Below are 18,741 nucleotides of genomic sequence, written 5' to 3' on the forward strand. Positions count from 1 at the left end.
TGGAAACCCCCTCCCATCCAGGGGAGGGGTTTTATTTTTCGCCGGTTTACCTGGAATGGGTTTTGGTAATTGGGGCCCGGGTGTAAAATAGCTTAGAGGTGAATTTTGTTTTGCGCAATTTCGGTTTTGTAAAAAACAATAAATTGCTGGGGGGCCTGTCGCTAGAGCAGCTAAAGGAATTTGCTGCCAGCTTCAAGGAGGTCAGGTTTAAGAAAAAGGAAATGGCCTTTTCCCCGGGGCGCTATTCCAGGGAGATTTTTCTGGTCACGGAGGGACGCATCAAAGTATTTCTCACCTATCCCGACGGTAAGGAGTTTATCCTGACCTTGCTGGAGCCGGGAGACATCTTCAGCGGCCACACCCGGGCATTCGGCCAGGCCCTGGAAGATTCGGTCATGCTGCTGGTGCCGCTGCACACATTCCAGAAGATGCTGGTCAAATACCCCGAGTTGACGTCCGGCCTGGTCCGGGTGCTGGGAGACGCCCTGAAGCACTCCCTGGATGTGATCGAGCGGCTGGTTTTTATGGAATCCAGGGACCGTTTGGCCAAACTGTTATATCAATGGGCGTGCACCCGGGGTATTCCCCGGGATGGGGGCGTTCTGATGAACACCGGCCTGACCAGGGACGAACTGGCCAGCTTAATTGGGGCCACCCGGCAGACGCTGGCTACCCTAATTAAAGATTTCGAGGGCCGGCAGGTTATCAAAGTGTACGGGAGGAGCATTTTCGTGCCGGACCTGGAAGCGTTAAGGAGAATGATTTTTGAAAATTAATTAAAAAACGTCAAACGTTTTACGGAAATCACAACCCCCCTTAGCTATACTAATAACTACTCCAATCAAGAGTAAGGGGGGTTAAAATGTCTGATTTAACAGGAAACGCTAAGACAAATTCTCTAAAGGGTGGAAGTGCCGGAGTCGACCACAGCAAAAAATCTACCGACCCCGCCGTACAGCAGATGCTGGAGAAGGCTGCACGGGAAGGGATCCAGACCGTGTGGGACCGTTATCAGGCCATGCGCCCCCTGTGCAAGTTTGGTGAGAGCGGCCTGTGCTGCCGCCACTGTTTGCAGGGGCCATGCCGCATCAACCCCTCGGGCCGTGAGCCCAGGGTGGGCATCTGCGGTGCCACTGCCGACGTAATCGTTGCCCGGGGGCTGGACCGGGCCATTGCCGCCGGGGCGGCGGGACACTCCGGCCACGCCAAACACCTGGCCCATACCCTGAAGAAGGCGGCTGAAGGCAAGGCCCCTGATTACCTGGTTAAAGACAAAGAAAAACTGCGCTCCGTAGCCGGGCGCCTGGGCATTGCCACGGACGGCCGCCCGGAGAACGAAATCGCCCTGGATATGGCCCGGGCCGCCCTGGCGGACTTTCATGAGAAGGACACTCCGGTTGTGTGGATAACCAGTGTTCTGCCACCCGGCCGCTTCGAAATTTTTTCCAGGCACGGGCTGGTTCCCGCCGGTATTGACCACGAGATAGCGGAGATCATGCACCGTACCTCCATGGGCTGCGACGCCGACGCGTCCAACCTGCTCCTGGGGGGCCTGCGCTGCGCCCTTGGAGATCTGGCCGGCTGCTACATGGCCACCGACCTTTCCGACATCCTCTTTGGCACGCCCTCCCCCGTGGTTACCGAGTGCAATCTCGGCGTGCTTAAGGCCGGTGCCGTTAATGTGGCCGTTCACGGGCACAATCCCGTACTGTCCGAGATAATAGTACTGGTGGCCAAAGAGATGGAAGCCGAGGCCCGGGCAGCCGGTGCCGAAGGTATTAATGTGGTGGGTATTTGCTGCACCGGCAATGAAGTGTTGATGCGCCACGGCATCTCCCCCTGCACCCACTCGGTGAGCCAGGAGATGGCCATCATCACCGGGGCGCTGGATGCCATGGTGGTTGACTACCAGTGTATACAGCCCGCCGTGGCCACGGTTGCTGAGTGCATGGGAACAACGGTGATCACCACCATGGACATGGCGAAGATCACGGGCGCCACACATGTTAAATTCTCCGAAGAAACTGCCGTTGAAAGCGCCCGGCAAATTCTCCGCCTGGCCATTGAAAGTTTTACCCGCCGCCGGGGTAAACCGGTGGAAATCCCGGCGGTGAAAAAGAAAGTGTTTGCCGGTTTTTCCGTCGAAGCCATTTTAAATGCCCTGGGAAGGATCGATGCCGGCGACCCGCTGAAGCCGCTGATTGATCACCTTACCGCCGGCAATATCCGGGGCATCTGCCTTTTCGCCGGGTGCAACAATGTGAAAGTTCCCCAGGATTACAACTTCATTACCACAGCCCGCAGGCTTCTGGAGCAGGACGTTCTGGTGCTGGCCAGCGGCTGTAGTGCAGGTGCCCTCATGCGCCACGGGTTTATGGACCCGGCCAGCGTCGAGGAGCTGTGCGGCGGCGGCCTTAAAACTGTCCTGACTGCCATTGGTGAGGCCAACGGGTTGGGTGGTCCCCTGCCCCCGGTGCTTCACGTGGGTTCCTGTGTGGACAATTCCCGGGCGGCGGCCCTGGCCGCGGCGCTGGCCGTACGCCTGGGCGTGGATCTGGACAGGCTTCCGGTGGTGGCCTCGGCCGCTGAGGCAATGCACGAAAAGGCCGTTTCCATAGGCGCCTGGGCCGTGGCCCTGGGGTTGCCCACCCACGTGGGTGTTATGCTCCCGGTGGCGGGGGGTCCCCTGGTGCAGCGTATTCTTGCGGAAGAGGTTAAAGGGTTGACCGGAGGTTACTTCATTTTGGAGCCGGACCCTGAATCCGCAGCCGAAAAACTCCTGGAAGCCATCAATGAACGCCGGGCCGGCCTGGGATTGCCTTATTAGAGGTCAGAAAACTGGTTTTTGCGCTGCTTTTTTCCATGCCGTCGCCGTTGCAGTTAAGATCCTGGTTTTAACTACACAATCCCTCCCTTCGGGGAGGGATTATACTTGAGTCTTGCTTTTACCCCATGTTTTTGTGAAATAATGTCTAAAAATAACGCAAGGTGCTGGTTTTGTCATGTTTTTTAAATATATTGAAAAGACGTTCATATTGGAGGTAACGCAAATTATATGCAAAAATGTGTTGCAAAGTGTTGCAAATCGCCCATTCCTTTGCTATAATGGCATTGCTCTATAAGTTATAGCGAAAACATGTAAAATAATTTTTGAAGTGATTAGAAAATATTATAGGTACAATTTTCTTGTGCTTAAAATAATAAATTGGTCAAAGGCAGGTGGCTTGCAGGTTTTGGAGCAGAATATTCAGTCTATAAGCGGTGCTTAAAATTACCTGCGCTAATCCCATTTTCGTAGCCAAGGAGGGTAATTATGGATTTCGGGCATTATTTTATTACCGGGGTTATGCCCTACGTTGCTGTTGCTTTCTTTGTTCTGGGTTTGGGGTATAAGATCGTCTACTGGTTTAAGGCCCCCATGCACCTGCACTGGGAACTGTTTCCTTACCCTCATACCGTGCCAGAGCAGCTAAAAGAAATGTTTACCGAAGTTTTTACCCTGCGCAGTCTGTATCTTTTTAACCGTAAGTTCTGGCTGCCTTCGCTTATGATGCACTGGGGTTTCTATTTTATCGTTGGTTGGCTGGTTGTTTTACTTTTGGGCTTTTCGTTTGCCCCTTACGTGGGTATGACCGGGGGGGTTTTGGTTCTTGCTGGCTCTTTCTCGCTGTTTTTACTGCGTCTTTTGGACGCCGAAGTGCGCAAAATATCGGTTCCGGTTGAATATCTAAACCTGCTTTTTATCTTCCTGCTGGCTTTCAGCAGTTTATTTAGCGGTTTTTTGACGGACTTCCAGGTCAGGTATTATTTCCTGAGTTTGCCGGCCTTTAAACCCGAGTTATCCTTTGCAGCCGATTACCTCATGCCGCTACTTTTGCTTGAGTTATTCCTGATCTACGTTCCCTTTACCCGTATGGCCCACTTTGCGGTCAAGTTCTTTACCTACCACAAGATTAAATGGGGTGAGCTTCACTGATGTGTGCTGTAGCAGCGCAAAAAGTATTTGATGACTACCGTGTCCTTCCGGATGAAGCGTTAAAGCCGGGTGAGCCCCGGGTGGAAAAATTCCTGCAGGCCATGCGGAAGTCGCTCCAGCAAAAGGAAAACTGGACCTTCTGGTTGCCCTATATCCTTTCCCTGGATACCTGCATGAAATGCGGCACCTGTGCCGAGGTCTGCCCGGTTTACCAGGCTACAGGGCGCAAGGAGATCTACCACCCGGTTTACCGCACCGACATGCTACGGAAGATCTATAAACGTTACTTTACCCTGCCGGGGAAACTCTTTCCCTGGCTGGTAGGGGCGGAAGACCTTACGGAAGAAAAACTCAACGCCCTGGCGGAAAACGTTTACCGGTGCACCATCTGCCGCCGCTGCTCTTACGTTTGCCCGGTGGCCATTGACAACGGGGTGATTGTGCGGGAGGCCAGGAAGATCCTTGACGCCATCGACATTGCCCCGGACGAGCTGAAGCAGAAAGGCACCAGGCTCCAGTTACAGGCCGGCAACGCCACCGGAATGCCTACGGCAGCATTCCTGGACATGGTGGAGTTCCTCGAGGATGAAATCGAAGAGACCAGGGGGTATCGAATTAAAATACCGGTGGATAAAGAGGGCGCCGAGTACTTGCTCATGCACAATGCCGGTGATTACCTGGCCTTTGCCGAGACGGTAATGGGCGCTGCTGAAGTCATGCATGCGGCCGGTGTCGACTGGACCCTGAACTCGCCGAATACGGGGATAAACGACGCCGTCAACTACGGCGTGTTCTACAGCGACGTGGAATTTTCGGCCGTTATCAAGGCCCATGTGGAAACCGCCCGGAAATTGGGGATTAAAAAGCTGGTTGTCGGGGAGTGCGGGCATGCCTTCGAGGCGCTGAAGTACCTGATCCTGAGGCTGATCCCGCCCCAGGAGAGGCCCTTTGAAGTAATGAGCATCCTGGAGCTGGAGGACCAGTGGATCCGGGAAGGGCGCATTAAAGTTGACCCGCAGAAAAACCCGGAGCCGGTTACCTTCCATGATTCGTGCAAGCTGGGCCGCCTGGGCGGCATGTTTGAAGAGCCCCGCCGGATCTTGAAGGCCTGCTGCCCCGATTTCCGCGAGATGACGCCCAACCGGGAAATGAGCCTGTGCTGCGGCGGCGGCAGCGGCTTTGCCATCATGGAAAAGGGTGGTTTCCTGAAGTTCCGCATGGAAACCTACGGCAGGCTCAAGGCAGAGCAGCTTAAGGCCACGGGGGCCAAAGTCGTTGCCTGCGCCTGTTCCAACTGCAAGGCGCAGTTCCGGGAGATCATCAATTACCACAAGCTGCCCATGCGTTATGCCGGCGTCAGCGAATTGCTGGCCAACGCCCTGGTACGCTAAAGGCAGGAGCGGTAAAGTAGACATCTATGACGCTTTCAGCGTCACTGCCGTTTTGCATACGGAAGCGAACGGAGCGAGCGCGTGCAAACGGCAGGCAATTGTTATTTTCAGGACAGCATAATAGATAGATTAAGGCCGGCTGGTGCGCCGGCCTTTGCTAATTATGAACCGGTGTGCGGTTGCAGCACGCCGGTTTTTTTGGTGATATTTGAGCGCCGTGATGAGAAGGGAATTGTGGGATGTGCCGCCTAACCCTGGAGGCTTCCAATTTCTAAAATGTACATATGATAATTAATATCAGCGAAAATTTAGCGGAATATAGTTGAAAACCTCTCCCCCCTCTGTTATAATGGGATTACCAATTAGTGATGGCGAAAATATCACTAAAAATTTTGAAGACATAAGTAAATCTTATCGTTAGTTTTTCACTACCACTTAAAAGAGCTAATCCAGGTCAAGGCGGGTGTGGTCCGGTGAAGCAAAATAACGGAGTTTCCGGTTCTGTACTGGTGGTTGGCGCCGGGATCAGCGGCATGCAATCGGCCCTGGACCTGGCCGAAAGCGGCTTTCGGGTTTACCTGGCCGATGAGAAACCGGCCATCGGCGGTACCATGGTCAGGCTGGATAAAACCTTTCCCACCAACGATTGCGCCATGTGCATCGTTTCCCCCAGGCTGGTGGATACGGGAAGGCACCTGAACATTGAAATCCTCACCAATACCAGTTTGACGGCCCTTCACGGAGAGGCAGGCAATTTTCGTGCCACATTAAAACAAAAGGCCCGCTACGTGGACCTTTCGAAATGCACCGGCTGCGGTGAATGTGCCCGGGTGTGCCCGGTGGAGGTGGACAATGAATTTGACGCCGGCCTGGGCAGCCGCAAGGCCATTTATAAACTTTTTCCCCAGGCTACGCCCGGCGCCTACGCCATCGACAAACGGGGTATTTCTCCCTGCCGCGCGGCCTGCCCCGCCGGGGTTAACGTGCAGGGGTACGTGCAGTTGATTAAAGCCGGGAAGTATACCGAGGCGTGGCAGACCATTTACCGCGACAATCCCTTCCCGGCCATTTGCGGTCGGGTTTGCACCCATCCCTGCCAGTCCGCCTGCCACCGGGCAGGCGTGGACGGGGCGGTAAATATCAGGGCCTTGAAGCGCTTTGCCGCCGACCGGGCCTATCAGGACCTTGATGCCCTCCCCCTGCCCGGGGTGGAAGAGCCCCGGGGCAAAAAGGTGGCCGTGGTGGGCGCCGGTCCGGCCGGTCTTTCGGCCGCCTATCACCTGGTCAAGAAAGGTTACGGCGTGACTGTTTTTGAGGCGCTGCCCATGGCCGGGGGTATGATGCGGGTGGGCATCCCCGAGTACCGCCTGCCGAAGAAGTGGGTTGACCTGGAGGTGGATCTGCTTTCCCGGCTGGGGGTGGAATTTAAATTCAATACCCGGTTGGGGAGGGACATCACCCTGGAAAGCCTGCGGCAGGATTACGAAGCCGTTTTTCTCGCCGTGGGAGCCCACAGGAGCAGTACACCGGGGGTGCCCGGGGAGGACCTGCCGGGGGTGGAGCAGGGGATATCTTTCCTGCGCCGGGTGGCCCTGGGCGAGCCGGTGACCGTCGGGCGGCGGGTGGCCGTAATCGGCGGGGGCAACACGGCCATGGACTGTGCCCGTACAGCCGTGCGGCTTGGTGCGGGGGAGGTCTATATAGTTTACCGCCGTTCCGAGGCGGAAATTACCGCCCTCCCCGAGGAAATAGCCGCGGCTAAGGAAGAAGGCATCCAGTTTATCATGTTGACCAGCCCCGTGCGTTTCACCGGCGAAGAGGGCAGGCTGGTCAGGATAGAATGCGTGAAAAACCGGCTGGAACATGCCCGGGACGGCGGTCGTCCCCGCCCGGTGCCCGTGGAGGGCAGCGAGTTTACCCTGGACGTGGATATGGTCATCCTGGCCACAGGGCAACAGCCGGATCTCTCCTGCTTAAATGGCAGCATCCCGGCAGGCAACACCATTCCTGCCGATCCCGATACCCTGGCTACCGGTGTCCCCGGAGTGTTTGCCGGGGGAGACTGTGTCACCGGGCCGAAAACGGTGATCGATGCCATTGCCGCCGGCAAGGTAGCTGCCGAATCCATCCACCGCTATCTTTCCGGGCAGGATTTGAAAGAGGGGCGCCAGTTCCGGGTGCCGGAAGAAAAAATTGCCCCTTTGCGCCAGGCACCCCATGAAATACCCCGCTGTGAGCCCCGCCCCGTGATTCACCTGGACCCGCGGGAGCGAGTTAAGGGATTTGTGGAGGAAGCAAAGACCTATACCGCCGAAGAAGCGAAAAAAGAGGCAGAGCGCTGCCTGAACTGCGCCGTCTGTTCCGAGTGCCAGGAGTGTGTGCGGGTTTGCCTGGCCAAAGCCATCGATCACGAAATGCAGGATGAGGAACTGGAAGTAAATGTAGGGGCGGTGATCTTGAGCCCCGGCGGGGAGGTTTTTGACCCCGCAGGGCTGGCCTACTACGGCTATGGACGCTACCCCAACGTGGTCACCAGCATCCAGTTCGAGCGCATTTTAAGCGCTTCCGGACCCTACCAGGGCCATCTAGTGCGCCCCTCCGACGGAAAAGAGCCCCGGCGTATTGCCTGGATCCAGTGCGTGGGGTCCCGGAACCTGCGCCTGGGGCACGACTACTGTTCCTCGGTCTGCTGCATGTACGCCATCAAGGAGGCGGTAATTGCCAAGGAGCACAGCCACGGGTCCCTGGAGACCACCATCTTCTTCATGGATATGCGTACCTACGGCAAGGACTTTGAACGCTACTACCGCCGGGCGGAAGAAGAACACGGCGTGCGTTTTGTGCGCAGCCGCATCTATAACGTGGAAGAGGCGGACAATGGAAATCTGCGCATCCGCTACGTTTTGCCCGGCGGCCAGGTGCAGGAGGAAGAATTCGACCTGGTGGTCCTTTCCGTGGGCTTTACGGCCGGGGAAAAGGCCAGGGAGCTGGCCTCCCGGCTGGGAATAGAAACTGATCCAGCGGGATTCTGCCGCTTTAATGAATTCAGCCCGGGGGTAACATCGGTGCCGGGGATCTTTGCCGGCGGCGTTTTTGCCGGCCCCAAGGACATTCCGGAGACGGTGACCGAGGCCAGCGCCGCGGCGGGCTACGTTTCCCGGTTGTTGAGCGCCGCCCGGGGCAGTGAGACCCGGGTCAAGGAGTACCCCCCGGAAAGGCCGGTGCATAAACAGCCGCCCCGGGTGGGAGTGTTTGTCTGCCACTGCGGCATCAACATCGGCAGCGTGGTACGGGTGCCCGAGGTGGTGGAGTACGCCAAACGCCTGCCCGGTGTAGTCTACGCGAGGGAATTCCTCTTCACCTGCTCCCAGGATAGCGTAGAGGAAATTAAAAAGTGCATTCATGAGCACCGTTTGAACCGGGTGGTGGTGGCGTCGTGCACGCCGCGGACCCACGCGCCGCTGTTCCAGAACGTTTTGAGGGAAGCGGGGCTGAACCCCTACCTGTATGAGCACGTGAACATCCGGGAGCACTCCTCCTGGGTGCACCGGGACCGGCCGGAAGAAGCCACGGAAAAGGCCAGGGACCTGGTGCGCATGGCTGTAGCAAAGGTGCGCCTGCTCACCCCCATCACCCAGACCTACACCGGGATCAACAAGGGCGCCCTGGTGGTGGGCGGGGGAGTGGCGGGCATGACGGCGGCCCTCTCCCTGGCGGAACAGGGCTTTCAAGTGAGCCTGGTGGAAAAGGAACGTGAGCTGGGCGGGAACGCCAGGTACCTCTACTACACCCTGCAGGGTTCGGATCCCCGGCAGTACTTGAACGAACTCATTGATAAAGTGCTCAACCACCCGTTGATCCAGGTGTTTACCGGGAGCCAGGTGGTGGAAGCCGGGGGCTACCCGGGCAACTACCACAGCCGCATCAAAACGCCGGAAAAGGAACTGGAAATAAGCCACGGGGCGGTGGTTCTGGCCACGGGGGCCAGGGAAGCCCGGCCGCAGGAATACCTTTTAGGGCAGCATCCCCGGGTGATGACCCAGCGGGACCTGGAGGAGAGCATCCACCGGGGGGAAGTGCAGGACCTCAATACGGTGGTCATGATCCAGTGCGTGGGATCGCGGGACGAGGAGCGGCCCTACTGCAGCCGGGTATGCTGCAGCCATGCCCTCAAGAACGCCCTGAAGCTAAAGGAGCTGAACCCGCAGGCGAACATCTACATTCTCTACCGGGACATCCGGGTGTACGGGTTAAACGAGCAATATTACACGCAGGCGCGGCAGAAGGGGATTATCTTCATCCGCTACGACCTGGGGAAAAAGCCGGAAGTGGAAGCGGCGGGCGAGGGTCTGGTGGTGAGGGCAGTGGACCATATTCTGGGGGTGGAACTGGCCATCGAGCCGGACGTGCTGGTCTTGAGTACGGGCGTGGTGCCCGGGGAGGACAACGGCAGGCTGAGCCAGTTGTTCAAGGTACCCCTGAACAGCGACGGGTTCTTTTTGGAAGCGCACATGAAGCTGCGGCCGGTGGACTTTGCGGCGGAAGGGTTGTACCTGTGCGGCCTGGCCCACTCGCCCAAGCTGGTGGGGGAAAGCATCACCCAGGCCAATGCGGCGGCCATGCGGGCGGTGACGCTGCTGGCCAGGGACCGCCTGGCCAACGTGGCCATCACCGCCACGGTGGAGGAGGAACTCTGCGTGGGCTGCGGCATGTGCGTTAAGGTATGCGACTACCAGGCCCGGAGCATAGACCCCTTGCGGCGAGTGGCCGACGTAAACGAGGCCCTGTGCCAGGGGTGCGGGGCCTGCGTGGCCGCCTGTCCCAACGGTGCTTCCCAGCAGAAGGGTTACGAAAAGGGACAGTTGCTGGCCATGGTCAGTGCGGCCCTGGAAGCGGTGTAGGTTTGATCAGTAATGGCGATGCTTTTTACAAGGAGGCAGCTACCGTGGCAACAAACAGCCAGCCAAGAGGCTCCGTGGTGGTTGTGGGCGCCGGGATCAGCGGCATGCAGTCGGCCCTGGACCTGGCCGAGGCGGGGTTTAAAGTCTACGTGGTGGAGCGGGGCCCCGCCATTGCCGGCCACATGTCCATGCTGGATAAAACATTCCCCACCAACGATTGCTCAATGTGCATCCTTTCCCCCAAAGTGGCCGACCTTGGGGGACATCACAATATCGAAGTGCTCACCCTGGCCGAGGTTAGCGGTTTGAGAGGCGAGCCGGGCGACTTTACCGTTACCGTCCACAAGCACCCCCGCTTTGTGGATTTAACCCGCTGTGTCAGCTGCGGCCGCTGCGAGCAGGTCTGCCCCCGGGAGGCGGCCGACGACTTCAACCAGGGCCTGGGTGTGCGCAAGGCCATCTACAAACCCTATGCCCAGGCTTTTCCCAACGCCTATGTGGTGGATCCCGACGCCTGCCTGCAGTGCGGCGCATGCGTGGAGAAATGCGCCCGCAAGGCCATTGACCACAATATGCGCGGGGAAGAATTGCAGATCCGGGCGGGGGCGGTGATCCTTTCCCCCGGCTTTGAGCTGTTCGATGCGGCTGCCCGGCCGGAGCTCGGTTACGGGCGCTTCCCCAACGTGGTTACCAGCCTGCAGTTTGAGCGGATCTTGAGCGCTTCGGGGCCATATGAAGGCCATCTGGTGCGGCCTTCCGACGGCAAAGAGCCCCGGCGCATCGCCTGGCTGCAGTGCGTGGGCTCCCGGGAACCCCGCTCCGGGATCGATTACTGCTCGGCGGTGTGCTGCATGTACGCAACCAAGGAGGCCATCGTCGCCAGGGAACACACCCCCGGCCTGGAAACAACCATCTTTTACATGGATATGCGGGCCTACGGCAAGGGCTTTGAACAGTACTACCGGCGGGCAAAAGACGAGCTGGGTGTACGCTACGTCCGCTGTGTGGTATCCGAAGTGAAGGAAGTGCCCGGCACCAGGAACCTGCTGCTGCGCTACCGCACCCCGGAAGGCATTTTCCGGGAGGAAGAGTTCGACATGGTGGTGCTGTCGGTGGGCATGCGCCCCGCCCGGGGAGCCCGGGAACTGGCCGACGTCCTGGGGGTGGAGCTGGACCGGTTCGGTTTCTGCCGGAACGATCCGTTCAACCCGGTGGCTACCTCCAGGCCGGGGATCTTTGCCGGCGGCGTCTTTGCCGGCCCCAAGGACATCCCGGAGACGGTGACCGAGGCCAGTGCCGCGGCGGGCTGCGTTTCCCGGTTGTTGAGCGCCGCCCGGGGCAGTGAGACCCGGGTCAAGGAGTACCCCCCGGAAAGGCCGGTACATAAAGAGCCGCCCCGGGTGGGGGTGTTTGTCTGCCACTGCGGCATCAACATCGGCAGCGTGGTACGGGTGCCCGAGGTGGTGGAATACGCCAAACACCTGCCGTGGGTGGTGCACGCCCAGGAGTTTCTCTTTGCCTGCGCCCAGGACAGCCTGGAGAAGATCCGCAGGACCATTGTCAACCGCAAGCTCAACCGGGTGGTGGTGGCGTCGTGCACGCCGCGGACCCACGCGCCGCTGTTCCAGAACGTTTTGAGGGAAGCGGGGCTGAACCCCTACCTGTATGAACACGTGAACATCCGGGAGCACTCCTCCTGGGTGCACCGGGACCGGCCGGAAGAAGCCACGGAAAAGGCCAGGGACCTGGTGCGCATGGCTGTAGCAAAAGTGCGCCTGCTCACCCCCATCACCCAGACCTACACCGGGATCAACAAGGGTGCCCTGGTGGTGGGCGGGGGAGTGGCGGGCATGACGGCGGCCCTCTCCCTGGCGGAACAGGGCTTTCAAGTGAGCCTGGTGGAAAAGGAACGTGAGCTGGGCGGGAACGCCAGGTACCTCTACTACACCCTGCAGGGTTCGGATCCCCGGCAGTACTTGAACGAACTCATTGATAAAGTGCTCAACCATCCGTTGATCCAGGTGTTTACCGGGAGCCAGGTGGTGGAAGCCGGGGGCTACCCGGGCAACTACCACAGCCGCATCAAAACACCGGAAAAGGAACTGGAAATAAGCCACGGGGCGGTGGTTCTGGCCACGGGGGCCAGGGAAGCCCGGCCGCAGGAATACCTTTTAGGGCAGCATCCCCGGGTGATGACCCAGCGGGACCTGGAGGAGAGCATCCACCGGGGGGAAGTGCAGGACCTCAACACGGTGGTCATGATCCAGTGCGTGGGATCGCGGGACGAGGAGCGGCCCTACTGCAGCCGGGTATGCTGCAGCCATGCCCTCAAGAACGCCCTGAAGCTGAAGGAGCTGAACCCGCAGGCGAACATCTACATTCTCTACCGGGACATCCGGGTGTACGGGTTAAACGAGCAATATTACACGCAGGCGCGGCAGAAGGGGATTATCTTCATCCGCTACGACCTGGGGAAAAAGCCGGGAGTGGAAGCGGCGGGCGAGGGTCTGGTGGTGAGGGCAGTGGACCATATTCTGGGGGTGGAACTGGCCATCGAGCCGGACGTGCTGGTCTTGAGTACGGGCGTGGTGCCCGGGGAGGACAACGGCAGGCTGAGCCAGTTGTTCAAGGTACCCCTGAACAGCGACGGGTTCTTTTTGGAAGCGCACATGAAGCTGCGGCCGGTGGACTTTGCGGCGGAAGGGTTGTACCTGTGCGGCCTGGCCCACTCGCCCAAGCTGGTGGGGGAAAGCATCACCCAGGCCAATGCGGCGGCCATGCGGGCGGTGACGCTGCTGGCCAGGGACCGCCTGGCCAACGTGGCCATCACCGCCACCGTCAACCCGCGGCGCTGCGTAGCCTGCGGGGTTTGCGTACAGGTATGCGACTACCAGGCCCGGAGCATAGACCCCTTGCGGCGAGTGGCCGACGTAAACGAGGCCCTGTGCCAGGGGTGCGGGGCCTGCGTGGCCGCCTGTCCCAACGGCGCTTCCCAGCAGAAGGGTTACGAAAAGGGACAGTTGCTGGCCATGGTCAGCGCGGCCCTGGAAGCAGTGTAACAACGCACGAGAATTGGTCTTCCGAAGGCCGTTACCAAAAGACCGGCGCACCAAGTCCGTGCACCGTTAAGTATTCAACTGAGGAGGTTTTCCCATGAGCGTGATGCTTTCGCAACCGCCGTTAGCGGACCCGGTTTCGCAAGAGCGGCAGGAACCCGACCTGAAAGTGGTGGCTTCCTTCGAGCCTAAAATTGTCGGCCTGGTGTGTAACTGGTGCTCCTACGCTGGTGCCGACCTGGCGGGGACCTCCCGCATCCAGTACCCGCCCAACATCCGCCTGGTAAGGGTTATGTGCACCGGTTCGGTAGATCCCCTGTATATCCTGCGCCCCCTGATGGACGGGGCCGACGGCGTGCTGGTGGGCGGGTGACACCCGGGAGATTGCCACTATGGTAGTGGCAATTACAAAGCCCGGCGCCGCCTTGCGGCCTTAAGGGCCATCCTGAAACAGTTTGGCATCGGAGAAGAGCGGGTGTGGTTCCGTTTCATCAGCGCTTCCGAGGGCAAGCGGTTTGCCGAAACAGTCCAGGAAATGGTTAACGAGTTGAAAAAACTGGGGCCCAACCCCCTGCGCCGTCGCTGGGATATTTGAAGGGGTTAATGGGTCGCTTGCAAAAAGGTGATGGCTTATGAAAACGGCTTTGCTTAAAGTTGAATCCGGTTCCCCCCGGCAGGCCGCGGCAAACTTTTTCCAGGCCCTGCTGGACCGGCAGGTGGTGGATGCCCTGATCGTTCCCAGGGAAGTGCCTTCCCGGCGCATGGTGGTGCCCGCCCTGGCCGTATCCGGGGATGGGCTGTCCGGCGCGAACCCCTTTGCCCCCGTGGCCATTATCAATGCTGCCCGGGCTGTAAGCAGGCTGACTTCCCGGGATCCCGGGGTGAAAGTGGGGGCGGTTTTGCGTCCCTGTGAAATCCGGGCGCTGGTGGAAATGGCTAAATTCCAGCAGATTACCCTGGAGCAGGTGCTGATCATCGGTACGGACTGCCTGGGCACCTTTGAGCCGGCCGATTATTACCAGCTTACGGAGGCGGGCCTGGATACCGACGCCTGGCTGGCGCAGGCGGCCGGCTCCGGCAAGGCGGCCTTGAACGGGACGAGGATCAGAACGGCCTGTGCCATCTGCGAGGCCATATCTCCGTCAGGTGCCCATTTATCCCTGCACTGGGTGGGCTGTGATGTTCGCCGGGAGCTCTACATTGCCTGCGACGATGAACGGCTTAACCTGGACGCTCTCTTTGACGGCGGCATTTTAGTGCCCGGGGAATTGCCGGCGGCCAGGCAGTCCCTGGTGGAATCCCTGCAAAAAGAGCGCCGGGAGCTGGCGCAGGAAATGTGCCGGGATTTTGCCTCCCGGGTTGCGGACGTCAACCGGCTGCTGGATGAACTGGCCCCCTGCCTGGGCTGCCATAACTGCCGGGAGGTTTGTCCCATTTGTGTCTGCCGGGAGTGTGTTTTTGACAGCAACCTGTTTGAACACGAGCCGTCCAGGTACCTGCACTGGGCGGCGGCCCGGGGTGCGCTGGAGCTGCCCACCGACACGCTGCTGTATCACCTGACGCGCATGCATCACATGGGGGTCAGTTGCGTGGGTTGCGGCCATTGTGAGAGCGGCTGTCCCAGCAGGATACCCCTGACCCTTCTTTTCCGCACCATCGGGCAAAAGCTGCAGGACCTCTTCTCCTATGTGCCCGGTGCCAGCGTGGATGAGCCGCCTCCCCTGACCACTTACAAGGAGCACGAACTGGAGCCCCGGTAACGCCGGGCGGCGGTGATGTGAGTGATGTGAGGTGAGTTTTCATGGCCACGGCCACTCTCCACCTTCCGGCAGGGGCAATAACAGTGGATGCGGCGTTCCGGGAAGAGGTGGCCCGCTTAAGCGGCCAGCCCCTGGAGCTCTGCTTTCAGTGCCAGAAATGCGCCTCCGGCTGTTACCCCACCCAGGAAGGTGACTATACGCCCAATGAAATTATGCGCCTGGTTCAATACGGGGCCCGGGACGCGGTGTTGGGGAGCAGGACCATCTGGCTGTGTACTTCCTGTGAAACCTGCGGCCTGCGCTGTCCCAACGGCATCCGTATTGCAGAGGTAATGGACACATTAAAACAAATGGCTGCTGCCCGCGGCATTGCTCCGGCCGGTGAGACCGGCCCCCTGTTTCATAACCTGTTTCTAAGCGAAATCCGGGCTGCCGGCCGGGTGCACGAAACCATGTTGATGCTGAAGTACAAGTTGAAAACCGGCAACCTTTTTGCGGACATGAAGCTGGGCTGGCAGCTCTTCCGGCGGGGCAAGCTGCCCCTGGTGCCGCGGCTGAAAAAAGACCCGGCGGTGCGCCGGATTTTTGAACGGGCCGGCGGGCAGGAGTAAGCGGGGACAACGCCGTGCCTTAAGACTGAGCATTTAGGTGGAAGAGGTGCATCATCATGCAATACAGCTACTACCCCGGCTGTTCCCTGGAGGCTACCGGGGTGGAATACAACCTTTCCACCCGGGCGGTGGCCGGGGCCCTGGGGGTGGAACTGGTGGAGCTGCCCGGCTGGACCTGCTGCGGTTCTTCCTCGGCCCACGCGGTGAACAAAGACCTGGCCCTGGGACTGGCGGCCCACAATATCGCCCTGGCCCAGGAGCAGGGGCGCGACCTGGTGGTGCCCTGCTCGGCCTGTTACACCTGCCTGTCCAAAGCCGACCACCAGATGAGGCATGACCCCGGGGAAAGGGCGCGGGGAGAAATGCTGGCTGGTTTTTCCTACACCGGTGAAATCCAGATTTATTCCTTTCTGGAAGTGGTCAGGGTACAGGTGGGCATGGAAAGGGTTGCCCAAACGGTACGGCGGCCCCTGACCGGTCTAAAGCTGGCCTGCTACTACGGGTGCCTGCTGGTGCGCCCTCCGGAAGTGCGTCCCTTTGACCGGGCCGAGGATCCCACCTCCCTGGATGAGCTGGCTGCCGCCCTGGGGGCGGAGCCGGTTTCCTGGTGTTATAAAACCACCTGTTGTGGGGCCGGGCTTTCCCTGACCCGGCCGGAGGTGGTGGAGCAACTGGTTGCCCGGCTTTTGTCCGCCGCCCGGGAAGCCGGGGCCGACGCCCTGGTCAGCGCCTGTCCGTTGTGCCAGAACAACCTGGAGATGCGCCGCCCGGCTCAAGAGGACATTCCCGTGTTTTACTTTACCGAATTAATGGGCCTGGCTTTCGGGTTGGGGGAGGCGCCCGGCTGGTTGAAAAAACACCTGGTCGATCCCTTCCCTTTGTTGCAGCGGTTTTCCCTGGTGGGGTAGCCCGCGTGAAGGACCCGGGACGGCGGTTGCCGTCCCGGAAAAATTTACCTCTTGCCAGAGAACAAGTGTTCTGGCTAAAATGGGATCAGAACACTTGTTCAGGGCAGGAGGTTTTATTATGTCCCGGGTCATTTTGCTGGTTGACATGAACGCCTTTTTTGCCAGCGTCCACCAGGCCCTGGATCCGGGCCTGCGGGGCAAGCCGGTGATTGTCGCCGGGGATCCGGCCAGGCGCCACGGCGTGGTCCTGGCCGCCAGCTACGAGGCCAGGGCCAAAGGGGTTAAGACCGGCCTGACGGTGGCCGAGGCCCGCCTGGCCTGCCCCGAAGGCATCTTCATCAAGCCGCAGCACGACCTCTACGTTCGCTTTTCCGCCCGTATCCTGCGCATCCTGCACGACTTCACCCCCCTGGTGGAGCCTTTTTCCATTGACGAAGCCTTTTTAGACGTTACCGGCTGCCACAAGCTCCTGGGTTCCCCGGTGGAAATCGCCCGCCGGCTGAAAGCGCGCATTCGCCAGGAAGTGGGCATCACCTGCAGCGTGGGGATTGGCCCCAACAAGCTACTGGCCAAAATGGCGGCGGAACTGCAAAAGCCCGACGGCCTCACCCAGCTCACTTTCGAGGATGTACCCCGGCGCCTGTGGCCCCTGCCGGTGCGGGAACTTTTCGGCGTGGGCCCCCGTTACGAGGAGCACCTGAGAAAGTTGAACATCCATACCATTGGCGACCTGGCCAACTTCCCGGTGGACGTCCTTAAAAGGCGATTTGGGGCCTACGGAGAAGCCCTGTGGTTCTGCGCCCGGGGTATCGACCACAGCCCGGTGGATCCCGGCAGTTTAAAGCAGGTGAAGAGCATCGGGCAGCAAATCACCCTTCCCCGGGATTACCGGGGCGAGGAGATTAAGGTGGTGCTGTGGGAGCTGGCCGACCGGGTGGCCCGGCGGGCCCGGGCGGGAGAATATGCCGGCAGAACGGTGGTGCTGTCCCTCAAAGACACCCGCTTTAACTGGCTGTCCCGCCGGAAATCCCTGCCTTTCCACACCAGCCTGGCCGGGGATATTTACCGGGCCGCGGCGGATTTGCTGGAACAGCACTGGTCCCCGCACTGGCCGGTGCGCCTGGTGGGGCTTACCCTGAGCGGCTTAACGGCCCGCATGCCGGAACAGTTGACCCTCTTCGGCGAAAGGGAAAGACGGCAAAGGGCGGAACAGGCTTGCGATGCCATTACAAAACGGTACGGGGAAAAGGCTATTTTCCGGGCCGTGTCCCTCACCCGGGCGGGGGTCTTTTATGCCGGTGCCAGGTAATGGTTTGGGAAATGGGGGTGCAACTATGGAAGATAACAAGCTGTGGGAGGGCCATCGCATTATTCTGCCGGAAATGCGGGAGAAAGCCGTGCATACCTGCCGGGATTGTTGCTTCCTGGTGGAAATCCAGGGCCGGTGGGAAAGCCGTCCCGGCTGCGTAGCCGGTATCCCTCGCTACGGTACCCTGGAAAGGCGCGTGCCCCTTAAAATCCACGCCCTGGATATTTTAAAAATGGCCGGCCGGGAGGGATTGCAGGCCGTGCTGGCCTGTGGCGATCCGGATAGCCCGGCCTGCGGCTTGTTCCGGCCCCGCAGCTCACCCGGTCGAGTGGGAGCGGGGCAAACCGGTAAGCAGGATTGAGCCGGCGGTATTCATAAACCTTTCCCGCCCGTTCCGCCTACATTATCCCCCACTGCCGTGTGTATTCGAGCTTTATCTCATACTCATACGGTTCAAACCCGTGCTCCTGCAGCAACTCTTTTACCTGATACGCCTCCAGGTCGCTGCCTTCCAGGATAACGGCCTTCCGGGTGCCCCGGCAGCAAAAGCCCCTTTCCTGCAACAGCTCGATCATGGAAGCCACCCGTTCCATCCTTTCTTTCAGAAAATCACCCAGCCGGCGCACGTCTTCCGGCCGGACCATGCCCGCGCCCCGGATTTTCTCCAGGGGCGGGACTTCCCCGGTCAGCCAGTTTCTTTCCCAAAGCTTCAGGATTACCGTAACCCGGTAGTTCACCATAACCTTTCATCTCCCGTAATTACCATATTAACATTGTCAGGGATGACCAAATAAGCCAATAAAAAGGTACCGGGCTGTTAACTTATTTC

Annotated in this window: 13 protein-coding genes; 12 read left to right on the forward strand and 1 reads right to left on the reverse strand. The window is 59.5% G+C overall.

Annotation, left to right across the window (positions count from 1 at the left end):
- Positions 1 to 98 precede the first annotated feature (98 nt).
- The 12 genes from J2Z49_RS02160 to J2Z49_RS02215 all read left to right on the forward strand — a co-directional run bounded on the left by J2Z49_RS02160 (position 99) and on the right by J2Z49_RS02215 (position 18,273).
- Entirely contained in the window at positions 99 to 776 is a 678-nt protein-coding gene (locus J2Z49_RS02160) for a Crp/Fnr family transcriptional regulator (protein ID WP_307399428.1), read from the forward strand.
- A gap of 86 nt (positions 777 to 862) precedes the next feature.
- Entirely contained in the window at positions 863 to 2,827 is a 1,965-nt protein-coding gene (gene cooS, locus J2Z49_RS02165) for an anaerobic carbon-monoxide dehydrogenase catalytic subunit (protein ID WP_307399430.1), read from the forward strand.
- Positions 2,828 to 3,313: 486 nt separating this feature from the next.
- Positions 3,314 to 3,976 (forward strand): respiratory nitrate reductase subunit gamma, encoded by a 663-nt coding sequence (locus tag J2Z49_RS02170; RefSeq protein WP_307399432.1) that lies wholly within the window; start codon positions 3,314 to 3,316, stop codon positions 3,974 to 3,976.
- Positions 3,976 to 5,367, forward strand: coding sequence for a (Fe-S)-binding protein (locus J2Z49_RS02175; protein ID WP_307399433.1), 1,392 nt, complete (start codon positions 3,976 to 3,978; stop codon positions 5,365 to 5,367). The genes J2Z49_RS02170 and J2Z49_RS02175 overlap by 1 nt, the downstream gene beginning before the upstream one ends.
- 473 nt (positions 5,368 to 5,840) lie before the next feature.
- Entirely contained in the window at positions 5,841 to 10,268 is a 4,428-nt protein-coding gene (locus J2Z49_RS02180; RefSeq protein ID WP_307399435.1) for an NAD(P)-binding protein, read from the forward strand.
- A 44-nt stretch (positions 10,269 to 10,312) separates the two neighbouring features.
- Entirely contained in the window at positions 10,313 to 13,327 is a 3,015-nt protein-coding gene (locus J2Z49_RS02185; RefSeq protein ID WP_307399437.1) for a CoB--CoM heterodisulfide reductase iron-sulfur subunit A family protein, read from the forward strand.
- 94 nt (positions 13,328 to 13,421) lie between these two features.
- Complete coding sequence (locus tag J2Z49_RS02190) at positions 13,422 to 13,919, forward strand: hydrogenase iron-sulfur subunit (protein WP_013821346.1); 498 nt, start codon at positions 13,422 to 13,424, stop codon at positions 13,917 to 13,919.
- Positions 13,920 to 13,956: 37 nt separating this feature from the next.
- Positions 13,957 to 15,084 carry a formate dehydrogenase gene (locus J2Z49_RS02195; RefSeq protein WP_307399440.1) on the forward strand — a complete coding sequence of 376 codons (1,128 nt, stop codon included), beginning with the start codon at positions 13,957 to 13,959 and terminating at the stop codon, positions 15,082 to 15,084.
- A 41-nt stretch (positions 15,085 to 15,125) separates the two neighbouring features.
- Positions 15,126 to 15,695, forward strand: a complete 570-nt coding sequence (locus tag J2Z49_RS02200; RefSeq protein ID WP_307399442.1) for a 4Fe-4S dicluster domain-containing protein — start codon at positions 15,126 to 15,128, stop codon at positions 15,693 to 15,695.
- Positions 15,696 to 15,751: 56 nt separating this feature from the next.
- Positions 15,752 to 16,603 (forward strand): CoB--CoM heterodisulfide reductase iron-sulfur subunit B family protein, encoded by an 852-nt coding sequence (locus tag J2Z49_RS02205; protein WP_307399444.1) that lies wholly within the window; start codon positions 15,752 to 15,754, stop codon positions 16,601 to 16,603.
- 118 nt (positions 16,604 to 16,721) lie between these two features.
- Entirely contained in the window at positions 16,722 to 17,912 is a 1,191-nt protein-coding gene (dinB, locus tag J2Z49_RS02210) for a DNA polymerase IV (RefSeq protein ID WP_307399446.1), read from the forward strand.
- A gap of 25 nt (positions 17,913 to 17,937) precedes the next feature.
- On the forward strand, positions 17,938 to 18,273 hold the full coding sequence (locus J2Z49_RS02215) for a hypothetical protein (protein ID WP_307399448.1): 336 nt from the start codon (positions 17,938 to 17,940) through the stop codon (positions 18,271 to 18,273).
- A 37-nt stretch (positions 18,274 to 18,310) separates the two neighbouring features.
- On the opposite strand, the gene J2Z49_RS02220 is transcribed toward J2Z49_RS02215, so the two are convergent.
- Positions 18,311 to 18,652 (reverse strand): hypothetical protein, encoded by a 342-nt coding sequence (locus J2Z49_RS02220; RefSeq protein ID WP_307399450.1) that lies wholly within the window; start codon positions 18,650 to 18,652, stop codon positions 18,311 to 18,313.
- Positions 18,653 to 18,741: the final 89 nt, after the last annotated feature.

The sequence above is a fragment of the Desulfofundulus luciae genome (genome assembly GCF_030813795.1).
GTDB classification, from domain to species: domain Bacteria; phylum Bacillota; class Desulfotomaculia; order Desulfotomaculales; family Desulfovirgulaceae; genus Desulfofundulus; species Desulfofundulus luciae.